Raw genomic sequence first — 18,639 nt, 5'->3', positions numbered from 1 at the left:
CTGCTGTTAATTGATCTGATCGCAATTTAACAAGCAAGGAAATACGATGGCGAAGAAAGAAGAACTCGATCCGGAAACCCTGGAATTGATCAACTGGTGTATCGAGGTCGAAGGCTTCCTCGTGGCCGGCGGTGCCACCGTGGCGCAGGCGCAGGACCATATCGAAGAGCAGGTCGAGTGGTTTACCGACCAGTTCTATGATGGTTTGACGCCCGAAGAGGCGGCCAAGGAAGCGCTGGCGTGACGCGTCAGTAACAGCGAGTAGCAACAAAGCGGGCGGTGCCTGCCGGGCATCAGCCCGGTAGCGCCGCCCGCTTTGCTTTTCTGAAAAGATTTCCATTGGGAAATTGTTTATAATTCCACATTTTCTTTATCCAGGCACCCATGACTCTCCGTTCGCGCATTCTTTTATTGTGTTTCAGCACCTTGCTTGGCATCGTCCTCATCGCTTCCTTTTCCCTGTATTCCTTGCGCCAGACCATGATGGCCGAGCGCGTCGAGCAATTGACGGTGCTGGTCGAGCTGGCCAACGCGTCGGTGGAAAAGGCGTATGCGCTGGAACAGTCGGGCAAGCTCACGCGGGAGCAGGCCCAGCAGCAGGCCAAGCTGGCCATCGGCAGCTTCGTCAAGGATGAGATGTATTACTTCGTGCGCGATTTCAGCACGGACTTGCTGTACGTGCATCCGAATGCTTCGCGCATCGGCACGCCGCAAAAGAACATGAAGCAGTCGGGCGACCGCTACCGCGCCGCGCTGGCCAACAGCCGCATCGGCCTGGTGCTGGCGGACGGCACGCGTCCGGGTGTGAAGGACCCGGTGGCGAAGATGTATGCCGTGGTGAAATTTGCGCCGTGGGACTGGCTGATCGGCACGGGCACGTATATCGATGACATCAACCACAAGTTCTGGGCCCAGGCGGGTGCGCTGCTGGCCATTGGCGGCGCGCTGATGGTGGTGGTGGGCGCCCTGGCGGCCCTGATGCTGCGCCGCATCCTGGCCCAGCTCGGTGGCGAGCCCGACTATGCTGTCGCCATCGTGGCGCAAATCGCCCAGGGCGACCTGACCACGCAGATCGACACGCGTCCCGGCGACACATCGAGCCTGTTGATGGCGATCAAGGCCATGCGCGACAACCTGGCGCACCTGGTGAGCCAGGTGCGCAGCGATGCGGAATCGATTTCCACGGCATCGGGCGAGATCGCTTCCGGTAACCACGACCTGTCGGCGCGCACGGAGCAGCAGGCGGGATCCCTGGAAGAAACGGCCTCGACCATGGAAGAAATGACCTCGACCGTGCGCCAGAATGCGGACAATGCGCGCCAGGCCAACCAGCTGGCCATTTCTGCCTCGCAAGTGGCGAGCCAGGCGGGCGGCGTGGTGAGCCAGGTGGTCGACACCATGGGCGCCATCAATGCCTCGTCGAAAAAGATCGGCGACATCATCGCCGTCATCGACGGCATCGCCTTCCAGACGAATATCCTGGCCCTGAACGCGGCCGTGGAAGCGGCGCGCGCGGGCGAGCAGGGCCGTGGCTTCGCCGTCGTCGCCAGCGAGGTGCGCAACCTGGCCCAGCGCTCGGCCGGTGCCGCCAAGGAGATCAAGCAATTGATCGACAGCTCCGCCGAACAGGTGGGCGCCGGTGAAAAACTGGTGGCGCTGGCGGGCGAAACGATGGAAAAAGTCGTGTCCAGCGTGCAGCACGTGACCGATATCGTGGCCGAGATTTCCTCGGCCAGCGCCGAGCAGAGCGCCGGCATCGAGCAGATCAACCAGGCCATCGTCGAGATGGATAACATGACGCAGCAAAACTCGGCCCTGGTCGAGCAGGCGTCGGCGGCGGCGCAGGCGATGAACGAGCAGGCGGCGGGGCTGGCGCAGATCGTCAGCGTGTTCAAGGTGGGCGCCGTGGCGCCGGCCGCGGCACCGCGGCGCCTGGCGCGCTAGCCGCTTTTTTCTGTCATGAGGGGAACTTATCCCCGGCTCACCTGTCCAAACTTTTTCGTCCGCATGGGCGCACAGAAGAGGTGAGCATGACAGACGGTTTTTCCTATCACGCGGCATTTGCCCGCAACCTGGGCTGGGTGACGCAGGCGGAGCAGGAGAGCTTGCGGGGCAAGCGCGTGGCCATCGCGGGCATGGGCGGCGTGGGCGGCGTGCACTTGCTGACCCTGGCGCGGCTGGGCATCGGCGCCTTCCACATCGCCGACTTCGACACCTTCGATATCGCCAACTTCAACCGCCAGGCCGGCGCCATGATGTCGACCCTGGGCCAGCCCAAGGTGGCCGTGCTGGCGCAGATGGCGACGGACATCAATCCCGAACTGGAGATTAAACAGTTTCCTGACGGCATACACGACAGCAACCTGGCCGAGTTCTTTGCCGGCGTCGACCTGTACGTGGATGGCCTCGATTTCTTTGCCTTCCCCGCGCGCCAGGCCACCTTCGCCACGTGCGCGCGCCTGGGCATTCCATCCATCACGGCCGCGCCGCTGGGCATGGGCACGGCCGTGCTCAGCTTCATGCCGGGCGGCATGACGTTCGAAGAATACTTTGGCTGGGGCGACTTGCCCGAGGAAGAGAAGGCGCTGCGCTTTCTCGTCGGATTGGCGCCGGCCGGCTTGCACGGCCCCTATCTGGTGGACCCGTCCGCCATCAACCTGAAGGAGCGGCGCGGACCGTCGACCATCATGGGCTGCCAGCTGTGCGCGGGCGCGGCCGCCACGGAAGCCTTGAAGATATTGTTAAAACGCGGCAAGGTGATGGCGGCGCCGCACGGCGTGCATTTCGACGCCTACCGCAACAAGCTCGTGCATACTTGGCGTCCCGGCGGCAACCGCCATCCGCTGCAACGGCTGACCATGGCCATCATCAAGCGGCGCCGCGCCGCACAGGGGGCATAAATGGCGCAAGCACCGCAGATCGCGCAGATCGATTCCGTGCTGGAAGACATCCTCGAGCAGGCGCGCTGGGCGCCCAGCGGCGACAACACGCAGCCTTGGCGCTTTGAAGTCGTGGACCAGCGGCACGTGGTCGTGCATGGCTTCGATACGCGCAGCCACTGCGTGTACGACCTCGACGGCCATCCCAGCCAGCTGTCCTTGGGCGCCTTGCTCGAAAGCATGGCCCTGGCGGCCAGCTGCCACGGCTTGCGCATGGAGGCGCGCCGGCGCACGGCCATGCCCGAGACCCTGCCCACCTTCGACGTACGGCTGGTCGACAGTCCCGGCATGCTGCCCGATGCGCTGGCGGCCTTCCTGCCCCGGCGCAGCGTGCAGCGGCGCCGGCTCAGCACGCGCAGCTTGCGCGCCAGCGAAAAGGCGGCGCTGGCGGCCAGCTTGCCGCCCGGCTACGGCGTGCAGTGGTGCGAAGGTGCGCGCGCGCGCCTGGCCTGTGCACGTCTGATGTTCGACAATGCGAAGCTGCGCCTGACCATGCCCGAAGCGCACAAGGTGCACCGCGACGTGATCGAATGGGGCGCGCGCTTCAGTGCCGACCGCATCCCGGAGCAGGCGCTCGGTGTCGATCCGATGACGGCGCGGCTGATGCGCTGGGTCATGCATAGCTGGCGCCGCGTGGATTTTTTCAATACCTGGCTGGGCGGCACTATTGCCCCCCGGCTGCAGATGGACTTGCTGCCGGGCCTGTATTGTGCCGCGCATTTCGTGCTGCTGGCCGATGCGCCGCCGCGCCATATCGACGATTACGTGGCGGCCGGCCGCGCCATGCAGCGCTTCTGGCTGACGGCCACGCAGCTGGGCCTGCAATTGCAGCCGGAATTGACGCCGCTGATCTTTGCCCGCTACGTGCGCGAACGGCGCACCTTTTCACGCACCGATGGCATGCAGGACATGGCGCAGGAACTGGCCGTGCAATGCCAGGCCGTGCTGGGGGCGGCGGCGGTCGAGCGGGCCGTGTTCCTCGGGCGCATAGGCGCGGGGCCGGCGGCGAGTGCGCGTTCGCTGCGCCGGCCGCTGCAAGACTTGCTGGTGGCGCCCACGGCTGGGCCGTGAGGCGTGACTTCCTGCGCGGTCAGCGCCGCCGCCTTGGCGCCAGGGCCGCCAGCGCCGCCAGGCCCGCCGCCAGCAACGGCAGGGTGCCCGGTAGGGGCATCGGCGTGACCGCCGGCACATACGCCAGTTCGGAACTGTTCAGCATGTTCAACACCAGGGTATAGCTGCCCGCCACCAGGTTGTCCGTGACGGCGCCATACTGCCCGCCGCACGTCGTGCCGATGCCCGTGCCCGTGGGCGCGCCGCAGCCGCTGGGGTCGTACGTGAACATGCTGCCGCTGGTCAGCGGCGTTTGCGCGTATCCTGTGTTGAGGTTGGCGGCGTCGGCCAGTTCGGTGCCGCCCAGGATGCCGGAGCCCAGGCTGCCGTCGGGGGCCCAGTTGAAGACGATCTGGCCGTGTTCATCGATGATGGTAAACGTCATCGCCATATTCGTCGTGGCCGCCGAGCCCGTGCCGGCCAGGGCGTCCAGGTACAACTGCATGAAGGGCAGGGCCTGGAAGTCGAAGGCCAGGGTCGCGCCCGGTTGGCCGACGACGAAATTGACGGTCATCGCGGTGCTGGAACCGTTGCGTCCCGAGGCGTCGGCGCTGCCGCCGCCCGTGAGGAAGGTTTCCGCCGCATTCACGGTATGCGTGCTGGTCGAGCCCGGTGGAAAGGGCGGGATTTGCGAGGTGACGATCTGCGCCTCGCCGCGCGCATACGAGGCATTGCCCATGCCTTGCTGCGTAAAGTCGTTTTCTCCCTTGGTCACGGCGCCGCGTGTCGCTTGCGGCGCGTCGATCTCGTTGCTGCCGCCGTGGATGATGCTGCTGCCATTGAGCGTGGCGGTGGTGCGCGACAGGTCGATGTTGCTGAGCAGGGAGACAGACCCGGAGGGATTGCTGATGACCAGGCCAAAGACGCTGGTGTACGAATAGCCATAGGCGGCGGCGCTGGCAGTGCCGCTGCTGGCCAGCAACAGCAAGGCCAGCAGGGCCGTTGGCAAGCGGGTACAAGAAAATATAGTCATGAAAATCCTCATCTGCCGGTCGGCCGCGTTCGTTGTAAGGAAAACCGACAGGCCTGCCACATAAAAAAGGCGAGGAGATTCCCTCGCCTGTAAATCCCCCCTGTTGCCTGGTTCAGGCGGCAAGCTTGCGGCGGCGGGCATAGCCCAGGCCAGCCAGGCCCAGACCCAGCAGTGCCAAAGTGCCAGGTTCCGGCACCGCCTGTTTCACCAGGTCCACGCTTTCCACCGCATTCAAGGTCAAGGTGTAGTTGCCGGCCGTTAAAGCATTGCTGACGGAACTGAAGTTGCTACCGCAGCCCGTACCCACGCCCGTGCCCGTGGGTGTGCCGCAGCCGGAAGGGTCGTAGGTGAACAGGTTGCCGCGCGTCAGGAAATTGGTCGCCAGGCTGGTGTTCAGGTTGGCGCCATCGGTGTTTTCCGTGCCGCCGAAGATGCCCGAGCCGACCACGCCATCGGGTGTCCAGTTGAACACCGTCAGGCCGGCTGCGTCCGTGATGGTGAAGGTGACGACCAGGTTGGCCGTGGCGGTGGACAGCACGCCCACTGTGCTTTGCAGGAATACCTGCATGAAGGGCGATGCCAGGAAGTCAAAGCTCAGCGTCGCCGTGGGGGAGCCGACGACGAAATCGACGGAGAAGCCCGTGGTCGAACCGTTGCGCCCGGACGCATCGGCCGTGCCGGCAGGCCCGTCCAGGTGGGCTTCGGCCACGTTCACCGCCTGCGTGGAGGTGGAGCCGGGCGGGAACGAGGGGAACTGCGTGCTGACGATCTGCGCGTCGCCGCGCGAAAAGTTGCCGCTGGGACCTTGCTGTGTGAAGTCGTTCTCGCCCTTGGTCACGGCGCCGACGTTGGCGCGCGGCGCGTCGAGCGAGCCGGCGCCGCCATTGATGACGCTCACACCGTTCAGGGTAGCCGTGCTGCGCGAGATGGTGGTGCTGTTGGCCACAGTGATCTGGCCCGTCGGCACGCCGATCGTCAGGCCGAAGATGTTGTTGTAGGAATAGCCGTAGGCGCCCGCTTGTGCGCTACCGGCCGCGCACAGCATGGCCAGTGTCGCTGCCGCCGGGAGCAGTTTCAGTTTAGAAAGTTTCATGTCATTCACCTCGTGGTTGAGTGAGTCTGGAAGTCTTGCCTGAGTCCTGTCGGCAGGTGCTCATGGCCAGACTTAAGCGACTTCCATGCCAACGCATGAGGTTCTTTTGAAATCAAGGACTTGGCGTGCTTTTGTTGACGCAGTGCAGGTGTTGCCGGACGCGTTGTAAGAAAAACCGACGCTGCCGCTCAAGGCTGCTCGTCTTGCGGCAAGGAGCCCAGCAGGGCGTGCAGGTGGGACAGCAGGCGTTGTCCTGGCACATAGTCGCGCATGGCCGTGGCCAGCTGGCGCGCCGCCAGCCTGGCGCGGCCATCGTCGAGCATGCGCGTGGCGGCATGGCGCAGGGTGGTTTCCTGGAAGCGGTCGGCGCGCAGCAGCAGGCCGGCGCCGGCGCCGGCGATGCCGTGCATGTTGAGGAATTGATCGAGGTTGCCGGCGATGCCGATGACGGGCACGCCTGCCGTCAGCGCCTGCTGGCTGGTGGGGCTGCCGCCGTTGCAGATCACCAGGCTGGCGCGGCGGGCGGCCGCGTCGCCCGGCAAAAAGGGGGCGACATAGGCATTCGGCGGCACGGCATCGACGCGGATGGTGCCGGCCGTGGCCGCCAGCACGGTGACGGGCAGGGGCGCCAGCGCGCGCAGCACGCGCGGCAGCAGCTGCCCCTGGCCCGAGCTGCCGAGGGTGACATAGATGATCGGGCGTCCGCTGCTCAGTTCAGGGCGCTGCCACCAGGGCGGCAAGTCGAGCGGCGGCGCCCAGATGACGGGGCCCAGGTAGTCGTGCGTGGACGGCATGCCGTGCGGCGGGAACAGTTGCGGAATATCCGCGTACAAGGTGCGGTCGGCATCCGTGTAGATGCGCCGCAGGTCGCCGCCCAGCGAGGGCAAGCCATGGCGGCGGCGCACGCGGTTCAGGGGCACGGCATGCGAGGCGAAGGCCAGCGGCCGGATCAGGCGGAACAGGGGATCGGCCAGCCAGATGGGCAGCATGCCGGTCAGGGGCAGGCTGGGCACCGTGTAGTGCTGGCGCACCCAGGGACTCCAGTAGGCGTTGCTGATGGTAATGTAGGGAATGCGCTGCAGGCGCGCGCTGACGGACAGCGACAGGCGGAAGTCGCCGATCACGAGATCGGGCTGGACGGCATTGAGCAGGCGCAAATCGTCTTCCACGTACGCGTGCAGGGTGCTTTCCGTGTAGACGGGCTTGCCGTGGGCCAGCGCTTGAAGGAATTGCAGCGACGAAATGCTGTCGATGCGCCAGCGCCGGAAAGGGACTTGCTTGAAACAAAAGTCATAGCCGTCGGCGCAGGCAAAATGCACCTCATAGGCGTCCTCGTCCAGGCCCTGGGCCAGGCTCAGGGGGCGGCCAACATGGGCCAGGGTCACTGCCTCGGCCATGAATAAGATTTTCTTGCGCGCCATCGTGTGGGGATCGCTTGAACTCTACCGTAGGGGATGCTCTCCAATTGGAGCGGCGCCGCGCCGTTTAGTTCCCGAGGCATGCCACAGGCGGGCGCCGGGCATTTGCCGCATCGGCTACAGTGGGACAAAAGGAGGCCACCATGCAGCCACGATTCCGTCATGCCCCGCTGCGTGCGCACAGCACGCCCGAACCCGATATGCCGCCACCGCCGGAAGGCGATCCCCTCACGCCGCCGCCGGAGCAGCCGCCGCACATCGACCCTGTGCCGGTCGAGGAACCGACGCCGCCGCCGCCGCCCGTCAAGATGGGCTGAACGGCAGGCTGCGTGCCGCGTCTGCTGCCGACGTGTGGTTTATTTCCAGTCGGAAATGGAACACTTGCGCGGCGGTATAGCCACGCCATTTAAACAACAAAAATCTCAATAAATGTTGCCGAGTGGATACAAATCAAGCTTGAACTGTCGAGTGTCATGCGGCCGTCACGATTCTGTTCTTATAATGAGACATCATAAAAATTCTTGTACAGGAGACCATCATGGGCAATTCCTTGCATAACAAAATCTACCTGGGCCGTCGCCCTGTGCTCACCAGCAAGAACCTCGCCGCGCTGGCGCTGGCGGGCGCCGTGGCCGGCTGCGGCCTGGCCTGGCTGCTGCTGCGCAGCTACAAATAAGCGTCTTCTCGTCCGTGTTTCAGCCGCCTGGCCGCATGGCGGGCGGCGGTAGATTCACGTTGCCTGTTGCCGATGCGCAGCGGGGCGCGTACCATGGGGGCCGAACACCTGGCCTTTTATGGAAAAGTAATGAAGAACGAGAAATTAACAACCGATGAATATGACGCGCTGGAGCAAGTTGCACGCGGCATCAAGACCGAGCGCCCGAGCGCCTGCGTTGCCCGCAATGCCAAGCGCCTGTCGGGCCTGAAGTTGCTCAGCTATGCACGCGACGGCCGTCTGTCCATCACGGATAAGGCGCAGCAACTGCTGTTCCTGCGCCGCTGCATCATGGGCTTGCGCGCCGTGGCCGCGGATCCGCTGACCAAGCTGGATACGGACGTGGCCTATTTCCTGGGCAAGAAAGCCCACATCGTGGCGCGCGCCGAAGGCGAGGGCCACGATATTTCCGACAAGGGCCGCGAATCGCTGGCCGACATCGACAACCTGGGACTGTAACAGCCTGTCCCGGCAACCGGCCCCTGGGGCCGGTTTTCACATCCCCCTCACTTTTATTTCCCCTTTGGAGAACACTTTGGACAGCGCGATGAACTGGTCGGCCCACGAACTGACGATGACGGTCCTGATGACGCCCGATATGGCCAACTTTTCCGGTAACGTGCACGGCGGCACCATCCTGAAATACCTCGACAGCGTCGCCTACGCCTGCGCCAGCCGCTATTCGGGCAGCTATGTGGTGACCCTGTCGGTGGACCAGGTGATGTTCCTGCAGCCTATCCACGTGGGCGAACTGGTGACGTTCCTGGCCTCGATCAATTACACGGGCACGACGTCGATGGAAGTGGGCATCCGCGTGGTGACGGAAAACATCCAGCAGCGCCTGGTGCGCCACGCCAACAGCTGCTATTTCACCATGGTGGCCGTGGACGCCAACCGCAAGCCCGTGGCCGTGCCGCCGCTGGCGCTGGAAACGCCGGAGCAGCAGCTGCGCTTCGAGCAGGCCAAGCTGCGCAAGCTGTCGCGCCAGAAGGTGTCGAAGAAATAAAGCGTTGCGGGCATAAAAAAAACGGCCGCCAGAGTGATCTGGTGGCCGTTTCTTATTGCTTGCCGCCTGCTGGCGGCATGGCGCCGTGATTAACGGTCGCCGTAGCTGCGGCGTGCGCCGTCGGTGCTGCGCGGGTTCGAACCCTTGTAGCCGCCGCCGGTGCTAGGAGCGCCGTCTTTACGCGGTGCGCCTGGCTTGCTGAACGTGCGCTGGCCTGGCTTCGCGCCGCCACGGTTGTCGCCTGGTTTCCAGCCGCCTGGACGGGCGCTCGAACGTGGTGCCGATGCCGTTTTCTTTGGCTCGAAACCTTCGATGACATTGACCGGGATCAATTGCTTGGTGAAGCGTTCGATGCGCTTGACGTTCATGCCTTCAGCGTGGTTCACCAGCGAGATGGCCAGGCCATTGCGGCCAGCGCGGCCGGTACGGCCGATGCGGTGGACGTAGTCTTCCGGGAACTTCGGCAGATCGTAGTTGAACACGTGGGTGATCGTTGGCACGTCGATACCGCGGGCGGCAACGTCGGTGGCGACCAGCACTTTGACCTGGCCGCGGCGCATGCCGTCCAGGGTGCGGTTGCGCGCGCCCTGATGCATGTCGCCGTGCAAGGCGGCAGCCGAGAAACCGGCGATGTTCAGACGGTCGGCGATGGTGTCGGCGTCACGCTTGGTGGCGGTGAACACAACAGCCTGGTCCAAGGTTTCGTCGCGCAGCAGGTGGTCCAGCAGGCGATTCTTGTGCGACAGGTCGTCGACGAAGTGGACGCGCTGGGTGATGTTTTCATGCTTGTTGCTCGAGCTTGCCACCTGGATGACCAGCGGGTTTTTCGTGATGCGGCGCGCCATGTTGCCGACCACGCCATCCAAGGTTGCCGAGAACAGCATGGTTTGACGGCCTTCCGGCGTCGCTTCGACGATCTTTTCGATGTCGTCAATGAAACCCATGTCCAGCATGCGGTCGGCTTCGTCCAGCACCAGGATTTCCAGTTGCGAGAAGTCGATCTTGCCCGAATCCATGTGGTCGATCAAACGGCCAGGGGTAGCGACCAGGATCTCAGGATTCTTGGCCAGCAATTGCATTTGTTTAGGGTAAGGCATGCCGCCCAGGATCGACACAGCCTTGATGCGGCGGATGCCGGTGCTGTACTTGTCGGTGTTGGTCGTCACTTGCAGGGCCAGTTCGCGCGTTGGCGTCAGCACCAGCATTTTTGGCTGGGCAGCCTTGAAACGTGGACGCTCGCCGCGGGCGCGCGATGCTTGCATTTCCTGGTTTGGCGTCTTGCCGGCGGCGCTTTGTTCGGCGCTGGCCAGTTTGTGCAGCGATGGCAGCATGAAAGCTGCCGTCTTGCCCGAACCGGTCTGCGACGAGACCAGCAGGTCACGGCCTTCGATCGCGGCTGGAATCGCTTGCGACTGTACCGCGGTTGGCGCGGTGTAGCCCGATTCGGTCAGAGCGGCGAGGATGGACGGATGCAGGCCTAAGGATTCAAATGTCATTCTTTTTCTTTCGTGAAAATCAGCGTTCTTGCAAAAAGCAGAACGCAAAATAGCAACGCCAACCAAAACGAAATGACTCAACTAGAAAGAAATTTCGGCACAAAAGCTTTGCGCCGGGACGGTGTCAGGTGCGACACACAAGGCGGGAGGGCTTTATTAAGCGGCATCCTGTGGATGCGCTAAGGCTTGCGAAGCTGCTAAGTTTGTAGTGCATGTAACTGCGGTGTTGCCATCGCTTCAAGGAAACATATTGCAGCGCACAACGACACTATACCGTATTTGCCGCCGTTTTGCACGGCCTAAATGAGAAGAAACGACAGTCCTACCACGTTTTGATCATGTTTCCTATGTGAAATCAGTAAGAATACGTAGTTTTCTTCCGTTTAATGGAGCATGGCCACGATGTCGGCGGGCAGCGGCGGCGCCTGTCGCGTTTCCCTGGCCAGGTTGATTTGCCGGGCCGCTTGCGCCACGTCGACCAGGTGCCAATTACTCTACTTCCGGATTGACGGCCATTACTTGCGAAAAGCCGCCATCGACGTAGGTAATCTCGCCCGTGATGCCGGAAGCCAGGTCGGACAGCAGGAAGGCGGCCGTGTTGCCCACCTCTTCGATGGTGACGTTGCGGCGCAGCGGGGCGTGCTCGGCCACAAAGCCCAGCAGCTTGCTGAAATCCTTGATGCCGGAGGCGGCCAGGGTCTTGATGGGGCCGGCCGAGATGCCGTTGGCGCGGATGCCGCGCGGGCCCAGCGACTCGGCCAGGTAGCGCACGGACGCTTCCAGCGAGGCCTTGGCCAGGCCCATGGTGTTGTAGTAAGGCACGGCGCGCACGGCGCCCAGGTAAGTCAGGGTCAGGACCGAAGCGCCCGGATGCAGCAGGGGCAGGGCGGCCTTGGCCATGGCGGGAAAGCTGTAGGCGGAAATGTCGTGCGCGATGCGGAAGCTGTCGCGCGACAGGCCGTCGAGGAAGTCGCCGGCGATCGCCTCGCGCGGCGCGAAGCCGATGGCATGCACGAGACCATCCAGATGTTCCCAGTGCTGCGCCAGGTCGCGGAAGACGGCGCTGATCTGTTCATCGCTGGATACGTCGCAGTCGAACACCAGTTCGCTGCCGAATTCCGCCGCGAATTCCGTGATGCGCTCCTTGAAGCGTTCGCCCACGTACGTGAAGGCGAGGGTGGCGCCTTCGCGGTGGCAGGCCTTGGCGATGCCATAGGCGATGGAGCGGTTCGACAACAAGCCCGTGATGAGGATTTTTTTGCCTTGCAAGAAAGCCATGACGACTCCTGTCTGGGGTGGTGGGGCGGATGTGCAACCGGCCGCGACAGCAAAGCTGTGGCGGCCGGCGAGGTGGCTCTATACAGATCAGGCGATCAGTGGCGGGCCTTGGCGCGACTGTTGCCGCCGCCGCGCTGGATGCGCGGTTTCACCAAGGAAATTGGCGCCGTTTGCGCCTTGCCGCCCTTGGCGGCGCGGCGCAGTGCCTTGGCGGCCCGTTCCGGACGGTCCGCTTCCAGCAGCATGGTGGCGCTGTCGGCGATTTCCTGGGTGATGTCCTTGTTCATCGTGGCCGAGGTTTTCGGCACGAGGATGGTGGAGCCGGCGCGCAGGCTGGTGCGCTGCGGAATGTTGTTGGCCTGGCGCAGCACGTCGGCCGTGGTGCCGAATTTCGACGCCAGGGTTTCGATGCGCTCGCGCGCATTCGTGATCTTGTGCGTGGTCCAGCTCGACAAGGCATGGCCCCATTGCGCCAGGTTGGTGGTGAACTTGGCAGCGTTTTCCTGTGGCAACAGAATCTTCGTCTTTTCGCCGCCGATGATGACGGGGCGGTTGAATTGCGGATTCAGGGCCTTGAATTCATCCATCGACAGTTCGGCCAGCTGGGCGGCGACGGTGATGTCGATGTCGCTGGTCTTGTCGATGGCCGTGAAATAGGGCTGGTTGTCGACCACGGGCAGGGTCAGACCGAACTGGGCCGGATTGGCGATGATGTTCTTGACCGCTTGCAATTTCGGCACGTAGTTGCGCGTTTCGGCCGGCATCAGGTCGGCCAGGCTTTCGAAGTCGGTCGGTTTGCCCAGCGCCTGGTTTTTCTTGATGGCGCGCTGCACCGAGCCTTCGCCCCAGTTGTAGGCGGCCAGGGCCAGTTGCCAGTCGCCAAACATGTCATACAGGCGCTGCAGATACGTCAGGGCCGCATCGGTCGAGGCCAGCACGCCGCGGCGTTCGTCCTTGAACATGTTTTGCTTGAGGTTGAAATCGCGCCCCGTGGCGGGCACGAATTGCCACATGCCGGCCGCGTTGGCGCTGGAGAACGCTTGCGGGTTGAAGGCGGATTCGATGAACGGCAGCAAGGCCAGTTCCGTCGGCATGCCGCGCTTTTCCAGTTCCTGCACCACGTGGAAGATGTAGCGCGAGGCGCGCGCCGTGGTGCGGGCGATGTAGTCGGGGCGGGTGGCGTACCAGTTGACGTGGTTGGCCACCAGCTGGTTGTTAATGTCGGGAATCGCATAGCCGCTGCGGATGCGGCCCCAGACATCGGCTTCGCGCAGCGGATCGGAATTGTCGCTGAGGTTTTTCAGCAGACGGTCGGTCTTTTGCAGGCGGTTGTCGAGGGTGGGGAGTTTCGCCGTGACCTGGGCGGTCATCGGGATCAGGGCCGGCGTGGCGGCGGCGACTGGCGCGTTATCGCTCTCAACACCGGCTTCGTACGCCTGGCTGAGGGCGGGCGCAAGCGCCAGGGCCAACGCCGCCAGGACGGTAGATTTAAAGGAGTTTTCGTGCATAGTGTTCCATTGTTGTCGTCGGAGAAACATCGGACAGACCCATGATCAAGCTGCGAGTGTACGTATATCCACATGCCGGAGTCAAGAATTATGTCAGCATGATGACAGGAAATAAGCGGCAATAAGTGGGAAGCGGCTGAGTTTCCATTCGCAAATGCTGTCATTATTACAAATTTAATTTGCCCAATGCGCGATTCGGCCGCTGTTATAGCATACATGGCGACGAGGCTGGCGCAAGCCTGGCCGTCGTCCGGTATGAGACTGCGCAAAGAGTGCGTACAATTTGGCTTTGGCCGGCCATTCGGCTGCCGGCCGCCTTATTGATAGAGAGTCAAGTATATGAACACCCCGCCGCGCCACGACGACGACAACGCCGTCATCATCGCCAATACCGTCGCCTGGCTGGAAAAGGCCGTGATCGGCCTGAACCTGTGCCCGTTCGCCAAGGCCGTGCACGTCAAGAAGCAGATCCGCTATGTGGTGTGCGAATCGAGCAATCCGGAAGATCTGCTGGCGATGCTGATGGACGAGCTGCAAACCCTGGCCGACACGGACCCCGAGCAGATCGACACGACCCTGCTGATCCACCCGTACACCCTCAACGATTTCCTCGACTACAACGAATTCCTCGATGTGGCCGACGCGGCCGTGGAAGACATGCACCTGGCCGGCGAACTGCAGGTGGCCAGTTTCCACCCGCACTACCAGTTTGCCGAGACGTTCGAGGACGACATCAGCAACTACACCAACCGTTCGCCCTACCCGACCCTGCACCTGCTGCGCGAGGACAGCATCGAGCGCGCCGTCGAGGCGTTCCCGGAAGCGTCGGAAATCTTCGACAAGAATATCGCCACCCTGGAAGCGCTGGGCGTCGAAGGCTGGGAAAAGCTCGGCTTGCCGAAGGTATCCTGATGGCTGACAAGGAATTGCCGCCGCGTCCAGACACGCCCTGCGTGGCCGTGTGCTCGACGACCTTCGATGAAATCTGCCGCGGCTGCGGCCGCACCGTGGTGGAAGTGGCCCACTGGGTGTCGATGACGGATGAAGAGAAGGAAGTGGTGTGGGTGCGCATCCTGGCGCAGGGGTATCCGCGCAGGAATACTTAGCTAACCCAAAGGCAACTGCTGGGGTCAGACCCCCTCACATGCCGGCGATGACTTTTGTGTGAGCGGCATTGAGGGTCTGACCCCGGTACTGTTGACGCTAACGATCAATAACTACCGATAAAATCTTTCTTGCCGACTTCGATGCCATTGTGGCGCAGGATGTCGTACGCCGTCGTCGCGTGGAAGAAGAAGTGCGGCAGCGCGTAGTGGAACAGATAGGTCTGGCCCGTGAAATGCTTGGTCTTTTCGCCGCTGCCGGTGGTGATGGCGCGCGTTTCGCTGCCGTCGATGTCCGCTTGCGGCAGGCTTTCCAGGAAGGCGATGGTTTTCACGATGCGCGCCTTCAGTTCCGCAAAGCTCTGTTCGCTGTCTTCATATGGCGGCACGGCCACGCCGGCCAGGCGCGCGCCGCAGCCCTTGGCGAAGTCGGTGGCGATCTGGATCTGGCGCACGAACGGCAGCATGTCCGGGAACAAACGGAATTGCAGCAGGGCGTTCGGGTCGATTTTCTTGTCTTGCGCGTGCGTTTCCGCCTTGTCCAGGATGGCGGCCAGGCTGCCCAGGATCTGTTTGAAGACGGGGATCGATGCGGAGTAGATGGAGAAGGTCATGGTGGTTCCTCTAGGTAAAGTGGCGCGATGATAGCAAGCTGCGCGCTTTTCTGCTGGCGCTGGCCGGGCGCGCGGGCTTGCTTGTGGTTTTTCCACCCTGTCTATATGACATGCGGTAGCCGCTGGCGCGTGTTTATTGGTGACTTTTCCCGCTTTTTCCATGCATAATTGCTCCTGAAAAAGTTTCTTCCCGCCTTATCACCCAGATTCCCCGTAAAGTTCGATGATCGCCCGCCTGATCCCTGTTGCCCTGTTGTCGCATGTTTAATTCACCTTATCAGCGCCTGCGCGCCAGCCTGCGCGTGCTGTACGGCTCGTCGATCTATGGCGCCCTGCTGCTGGTGGTGTTTGGCGGCCTGGTCGTGCCCGCCATCTTCGGCAGCTATGTGCTGGTCGGCGTGCACGAGCGCCAGTCGGCGCGCACCAGCCTGAACGAGGCCTTGCAGCGCAATGCCGACATCCTGGCGCTGGGCATGCAGGAGTCGCTGTGGAACATGAATGCGGAATCGGCCCATTCGCTGGTCGAGTCGGTGATGCGCGACCGCGCCGTGCTGCTGGTGAAGGTGCTGGGGCAGGGCGACACGGAATTCATCCGCCTGCAGGCGCCGCAGCGGCCCGTGGGCAATCTGTACCGCGCCGAACGCGACATCCTCGTGCGCGGCGAACGCATCGGCCACGTCGTCGTCGAGATGGACGATGCGCGCAGCCAGCAGGAGCTGCGCGAAAAGCAGATCTCCTATATTTTCGTGCTGGGCGCGCAGCTGGCCGTGTCGATGGCGCTGATCGTGCTGTTCCTGAACCGCCGCCTGCTGAAACCGCTGCGCCGCCTGACGCGCTTTTCCGACCGCCTGTCGCACGGCGATTTCGACACGCCCCTGGTCTCGCACAGCAATGACGAGCTGGGACGCCTGACGGCCCAGCTCGAGCAAATGCGCGCGGCCATCGGCCAGTTGTTCGAGGACGTGGGCCAGCGCGAAGAGCGTTTCCGCACCATCGTCACGCAAGTGCCGGGCGCCGTCTTCCGCTACCGGCCCGACGGCCCCATCGATTTCGTCAGCGATGCCATCGAAGAGATTTCCGGCTATTCGGCGCGCCAGTTCATGCGCGGCACCACGCATGCCTGGGCCGACCTGATCTGCCCGGAAGACCGCCGCGAGCACCGCCGCGCCGTGCGCCAGGCGGTGGCCGACGTGCGGCCGTATGCGCTGGAATACCGCATCGTCGACGCCTTCGGCATCGAGCGCTGGGTGGCCGAGAATGGCCAGCCGCAGGCGGGCGAGCAGGGCGTCATCTGGGTCGACGGCATCATTGCCGACATCAGCCAGCGCAAGCACCACGAGATGCGCATCGAAGCGCTGCTCACGGAGCAGAGCGCCATCCTCGACAACGTGATGTTCGGCGTGATGTTCGTGCGCCACCGCCGCATCATTTCCGTCAACCGCCGCTGCGAGGAACTGTTCGGCTACGGCCATGCTGAGATGACGGGCAATTCGACCGCCATCGTGTTCATGACCTCGTATGACTTCGAGGAGGCGGGCGAGCGCCAGTATCCGGCCATGGCGACGGGCGCCGACTTCAGCGAGGAGCGCCAGTACAAGCGCCGCGACGGCAGCCTGTTCTGGGCGCTCGTCAGCGGCTGCGCGCTCGATCCGCTGCGCCCCAACGAAGGCAGCATCTGGGTGTATGCCGACATCACGGCGCGCAAGGAAGCGGAGGAAAAGCTGCGCCTGTCGGCCACCGTGCTGGAACACATCGCCGACGGCGTGATGGTGGTCGATGCCAGCGGCATCATCGTCACCGTCAATCCCGCCTTCACGCAGATCACGGGCTACAGCGAAGCGGAGGCGCTGGGCCGGCACTCTTCGCTGACACGCTCGGCGCGCCACGACGCGGCATTCTACGAGGCCATGTGGGACGAGCTGAAGACCAGCGGTTTCTGGCGCGGCGAAATCTGGCACCAGCGCAAGAACGGTGAAGTCTATCTGGAGTGGCTGACCATCAGCGCCGTGCGCGACGCGCGCGCCGGCACCACGCATTACGTGGGCGTATTCAGCGACATCACGCTGATCAAGCAGTCGCAGGAAAAGCTCGACCACATGGCGCACCACGATCCGCTGACGGCGCTGCCGAACCGCCTGCTGTTCCATGACCGCCTGCAGCATGCGTTGCTGCGCGCCGCGCGCGACCAGGAGCAGCTGGCCGTCCTGTTCATCGACCTGGACCGCTTCAAGAACGTCAACGACACCCTGGGCCACCATGTGGGCGACGAATTGCTGCAAAAGGTGGCCGGCCAGCTGGCGGCCCGCCTGCGCGAAGGCGATACCCTGGCGCGCCTGGGCGGCGACGAGTTCATCGTGCTGCTCGAGGGTATCGACGGCGAGTACGGCGCGACGCAGGTGGCGGAAAAGCTGATGACCATGTTCGACCAGCCGTTCACGGTGGCCGACCACGAACTGTTCGTCACCTGCAGCGTGGGTATCAGCCTGTATCCGGACGATGCGCTGGACTTGAACATGCTGATCCGCAACGCCGACGTGGCCATGTACCAGGCCAAGGCGCGCGGGCGCAACGGCTACCGCTTCTATGCGCCGTCGATGACGGGCGAGGGCGTCGAGCGCCTGCGCCTGGAAACCTTCCTGCGCCGCTCGATCGAAAAGAACGAAATCTTCCTCAATTACCAGCCGCAGGTGGAAATCGACACGGGCCGCCTGGTCGGCGTTGAGGCGCTGGTGCGCTGGAACCACCCGGAACTGGGTCTGGTGCCGCCCGCGCGCTTCATTCCGCTGGCCGAGGACAGCGGTTTCATCAACCAGCTGGGCAAATGGGTGCTCGACGAAGCGTGCCGCCAGATGATGCGCTGGCAGGCGCAGGGCTTGCATGTGCCGAAGATGGCCGTCAACCTGTCCGTCAAGCAGTTCGAGCGGGGCAGCATCGCCGGCATGGTGGCCGACATCTTGAAGGAAACGGGACTGGAGCCGCAGCGGCTGCAGCTGGAAGTGACGGAATCGGTGATCATGAACACGGGCGACGCCCTCGGCTTCATCAACGATCTGCACGCCATCGGCGTGGGCCTGGCCATCGACGATTTCGGCACCGGCTATTCCTCGCTCGCGTATCTGAAACAGCTGCCCGTGCAAACCCTGAAGATCGACCGCTCCTTCATCAAGGATATCTCGACGGACGTCAACGACGAAGCGATCGCCATTGCCATCATCCAGCTGGGCAAGAGCATGCAATTGTCCGTGATCGCCGAAGGCGTGGAGACGGAAGAGCAGGCCGCCTTCCTGCTGCGCCATGGCTGCAAGCTGGCGCAAGGTTATTTTTATAGCCGTCCGGTGCTGGCACAGGATATGCTGGAGCGCTGGATCGATCACTCACCACTATAA

At 63.3% G+C, this 18,639-nt stretch carries 18 protein-coding genes; 11 read left to right on the top strand and 7 right to left on the bottom strand.

Features of this window, described 5'->3' with window-relative positions; translation table 11 throughout:
• The first annotated feature begins 46 nt into the window (after nucleotides 1–46).
• The 4 genes from AC07VH_RS09125 to AC07VH_RS09110 all read left to right on the top strand — a co-directional run bounded on the left by AC07VH_RS09125 (nucleotide 47) and on the right by AC07VH_RS09110 (nucleotide 4,010).
• A complete protein-coding gene (locus tag AC07VH_RS09125; protein WP_010399555.1) occupies nucleotides 47–244 on the top strand; it encodes a hypothetical protein in 198 nt (65 codons plus the stop codon).
• A 140-nt stretch (nucleotides 245–384) separates the two neighbouring features.
• On the top strand, nucleotides 385–1,944 hold the full coding sequence (locus tag AC07VH_RS09120) for a methyl-accepting chemotaxis protein (protein WP_475415284.1): 1,560 nt from the start codon (nucleotides 385–387) through the stop codon (nucleotides 1,942–1,944).
• A gap of 86 nt (nucleotides 1,945–2,030) precedes the next feature.
• Entirely contained in the window at nucleotides 2,031–2,900 is an 870-nt protein-coding gene (locus tag AC07VH_RS09115) for a ThiF family adenylyltransferase (RefSeq protein ID WP_494787270.1), read from the top strand.
• Nucleotides 2,901–4,010, top strand: coding sequence for a nitroreductase family protein (locus AC07VH_RS09110; protein WP_494787269.1), 1,110 nt, complete (start codon nucleotides 2,901–2,903; stop codon nucleotides 4,008–4,010). It begins immediately after the preceding gene.
• A gap of 19 nt (nucleotides 4,011–4,029) precedes the next feature.
• Here AC07VH_RS09110 and AC07VH_RS09105 read toward each other — a convergent pair whose 3' ends face one another.
• The 3 genes from AC07VH_RS09105 to AC07VH_RS09095 all read right to left on the bottom strand — a co-directional run bounded on the left by AC07VH_RS09105 (nucleotide 4,030) and on the right by AC07VH_RS09095 (nucleotide 7,512).
• Complete coding sequence (locus tag AC07VH_RS09105; RefSeq protein ID WP_475415287.1) at nucleotides 4,030–5,022, bottom strand: EDSAP-1 family PEP-CTERM protein; 993 nt, start codon at nucleotides 5,020–5,022, stop codon at nucleotides 4,030–4,032.
• Nucleotides 5,023–5,134: 112 nt separating this feature from the next.
• A complete protein-coding gene (locus tag AC07VH_RS09100; protein ID WP_489630404.1) occupies nucleotides 5,135–6,115 on the bottom strand; it encodes an EDSAP-1 family PEP-CTERM protein in 981 nt (326 codons plus the stop codon).
• Nucleotides 6,116–6,303: 188 nt separating this feature from the next.
• Nucleotides 6,304–7,512 (bottom strand): nucleotide disphospho-sugar-binding domain-containing protein, encoded by a 1,209-nt coding sequence (locus AC07VH_RS09095; protein ID WP_494787268.1) that lies wholly within the window; start codon nucleotides 7,510–7,512, stop codon nucleotides 6,304–6,306.
• Nucleotides 7,513–7,676: 164 nt separating this feature from the next.
• On the opposite strand from AC07VH_RS09095, the gene AC07VH_RS09090 reads away from it, so the two are divergent.
• The 4 genes from AC07VH_RS09090 (at nucleotide 7,677) to AC07VH_RS09075 (ending at nucleotide 9,254) form a co-directional block, all read left to right on the top strand.
• Entirely contained in the window at nucleotides 7,677–7,850 is a 174-nt protein-coding gene (locus tag AC07VH_RS09090; RefSeq protein ID WP_475415290.1) for a hypothetical protein, read from the top strand.
• 221 nt (nucleotides 7,851–8,071) lie between these two features.
• On the top strand, nucleotides 8,072–8,209 hold the full coding sequence (locus AC07VH_RS09085) for a hypothetical protein (RefSeq protein WP_475415291.1): 138 nt from the start codon (nucleotides 8,072–8,074) through the stop codon (nucleotides 8,207–8,209).
• Between the two features lie 129 nt (nucleotides 8,210–8,338).
• Nucleotides 8,339–8,707: a hypothetical protein gene (locus tag AC07VH_RS09080; protein ID WP_489630407.1), complete on the top strand. Its 369-nt coding sequence runs from the start codon at nucleotides 8,339–8,341 to the stop codon at nucleotides 8,705–8,707.
• Nucleotides 8,708–8,795: 88 nt separating this feature from the next.
• Nucleotides 8,796–9,254 carry an acyl-CoA thioesterase gene (locus tag AC07VH_RS09075; protein ID WP_086147498.1) on the top strand — a complete coding sequence of 153 codons (459 nt, stop codon included), beginning with the start codon at nucleotides 8,796–8,798 and terminating at the stop codon, nucleotides 9,252–9,254.
• 89 nt (nucleotides 9,255–9,343) lie between these two features.
• Here the strand turns inward: AC07VH_RS09075 and AC07VH_RS09070 are convergent, their stop codons facing one another.
• From AC07VH_RS09070 to AC07VH_RS09060, 3 genes are all read right to left on the bottom strand, one after another.
• Nucleotides 9,344–10,750, bottom strand: coding sequence for a DEAD/DEAH box helicase (locus AC07VH_RS09070; RefSeq protein ID WP_071322891.1), 1,407 nt, complete (start codon nucleotides 10,748–10,750; stop codon nucleotides 9,344–9,346).
• 489 nt (nucleotides 10,751–11,239) lie between these two features.
• Nucleotides 11,240–12,028 (bottom strand): enoyl-ACP reductase FabI, encoded by a 789-nt coding sequence (gene fabI / locus AC07VH_RS09065; protein WP_070311433.1) that lies wholly within the window; start codon nucleotides 12,026–12,028, stop codon nucleotides 11,240–11,242.
• A gap of 95 nt (nucleotides 12,029–12,123) precedes the next feature.
• Complete coding sequence (locus tag AC07VH_RS09060) at nucleotides 12,124–13,536, bottom strand: transglycosylase SLT domain-containing protein (RefSeq protein ID WP_494787267.1); 1,413 nt, start codon at nucleotides 13,534–13,536, stop codon at nucleotides 12,124–12,126.
• Nucleotides 13,537–13,875: 339 nt separating this feature from the next.
• Here AC07VH_RS09060 and AC07VH_RS09055 point away from each other — a divergent pair, with 339 nt between their 5' ends.
• Both AC07VH_RS09055 and AC07VH_RS09050 read left to right on the top strand, forming a co-directional pair.
• Nucleotides 13,876–14,448, top strand: coding sequence for a DUF1415 domain-containing protein (locus tag AC07VH_RS09055; protein ID WP_096238580.1), 573 nt, complete (start codon nucleotides 13,876–13,878; stop codon nucleotides 14,446–14,448).
• Nucleotides 14,448–14,642, top strand: a complete 195-nt coding sequence (locus tag AC07VH_RS09050; protein WP_034749680.1) for a DUF1289 domain-containing protein — start codon at nucleotides 14,448–14,450, stop codon at nucleotides 14,640–14,642. The genes AC07VH_RS09055 and AC07VH_RS09050 overlap by 1 nt, the downstream gene beginning before the upstream one ends.
• A gap of 104 nt (nucleotides 14,643–14,746) precedes the next feature.
• On the opposite strand, the gene AC07VH_RS09045 is transcribed toward AC07VH_RS09050, so the two are convergent.
• Entirely contained in the window at nucleotides 14,747–15,253 is a 507-nt protein-coding gene (locus AC07VH_RS09045) for a DUF1993 domain-containing protein (RefSeq protein ID WP_034779265.1), read from the bottom strand.
• 260 nt (nucleotides 15,254–15,513) lie between these two features.
• Between AC07VH_RS09045 and AC07VH_RS09040 the strand changes: the two genes are divergently transcribed.
• A complete protein-coding gene (locus AC07VH_RS09040; protein WP_489630410.1) occupies nucleotides 15,514–18,639 on the top strand; it encodes a sensor domain-containing protein in 3,126 nt (1,041 codons plus the stop codon).

Source organism: Janthinobacterium sp. GW821-FHT03C10 (assembly GCF_059420865.1).
This window is presented reverse-complemented; position numbering and strand designations above follow the sequence as displayed.

Coding starts and splice junctions, on each gene's coding strand:
- AC07VH_RS09125 (WP_010399555.1), top strand. CDS start 47: ATGGCGAAGAAAGAAGAACTCGATCCGGAAACCCTGGAATTGATCAAC.
- AC07VH_RS09120 (WP_475415284.1), top strand. CDS start 385: ATGACTCTCCGTTCGCGCATTCTTTTATTGTGTTTCAGCACCTTGCTT.
- AC07VH_RS09115 (WP_494787270.1), top strand. CDS start 2,031: ATGACAGACGGTTTTTCCTATCACGCGGCATTTGCCCGCAACCTGGGC.
- AC07VH_RS09110 (WP_494787269.1), top strand. CDS start 2,901: ATGGCGCAAGCACCGCAGATCGCGCAGATCGATTCCGTGCTGGAAGAC.
- AC07VH_RS09105 (WP_475415287.1), bottom strand. CDS start 5,022: ATGACTATATTTTCTTGTACCCGCTTGCCAACGGCCCTGCTGGCCTTG.
- AC07VH_RS09100 (WP_489630404.1), bottom strand. CDS start 6,115: ATGAAACTTTCTAAACTGAAACTGCTCCCGGCGGCAGCGACACTGGCC.
- AC07VH_RS09095 (WP_494787268.1), bottom strand. CDS start 7,512: ATGGCCGAGGCAGTGACCCTGGCCCATGTTGGCCGCCCCCTGAGCCTG.
- AC07VH_RS09090 (WP_475415290.1), top strand. CDS start 7,677: ATGCAGCCACGATTCCGTCATGCCCCGCTGCGTGCGCACAGCACGCCC.
- AC07VH_RS09085 (WP_475415291.1), top strand. CDS start 8,072: ATGGGCAATTCCTTGCATAACAAAATCTACCTGGGCCGTCGCCCTGTG.
- AC07VH_RS09080 (WP_489630407.1), top strand. CDS start 8,339: ATGAAGAACGAGAAATTAACAACCGATGAATATGACGCGCTGGAGCAA.
- AC07VH_RS09075 (WP_086147498.1), top strand. CDS start 8,796: ATGAACTGGTCGGCCCACGAACTGACGATGACGGTCCTGATGACGCCC.
- AC07VH_RS09070 (WP_071322891.1), bottom strand. CDS start 10,750: ATGACATTTGAATCCTTAGGCCTGCATCCGTCCATCCTCGCCGCTCTG.
- fabI (WP_070311433.1), bottom strand. CDS start 12,028: ATGGCTTTCTTGCAAGGCAAAAAAATCCTCATCACGGGCTTGTTGTCG.
- AC07VH_RS09060 (WP_494787267.1), bottom strand. CDS start 13,536: ATGCACGAAAACTCCTTTAAATCTACCGTCCTGGCGGCGTTGGCCCTG.
- AC07VH_RS09055 (WP_096238580.1), top strand. CDS start 13,876: ATGAACACCCCGCCGCGCCACGACGACGACAACGCCGTCATCATCGCC.
- AC07VH_RS09050 (WP_034749680.1), top strand. CDS start 14,448: ATGGCTGACAAGGAATTGCCGCCGCGTCCAGACACGCCCTGCGTGGCC.
- AC07VH_RS09045 (WP_034779265.1), bottom strand. CDS start 15,253: ATGACCTTCTCCATCTACTCCGCATCGATCCCCGTCTTCAAACAGATC.
- AC07VH_RS09040 (WP_489630410.1), top strand. CDS start 15,514: ATGTTTAATTCACCTTATCAGCGCCTGCGCGCCAGCCTGCGCGTGCTG.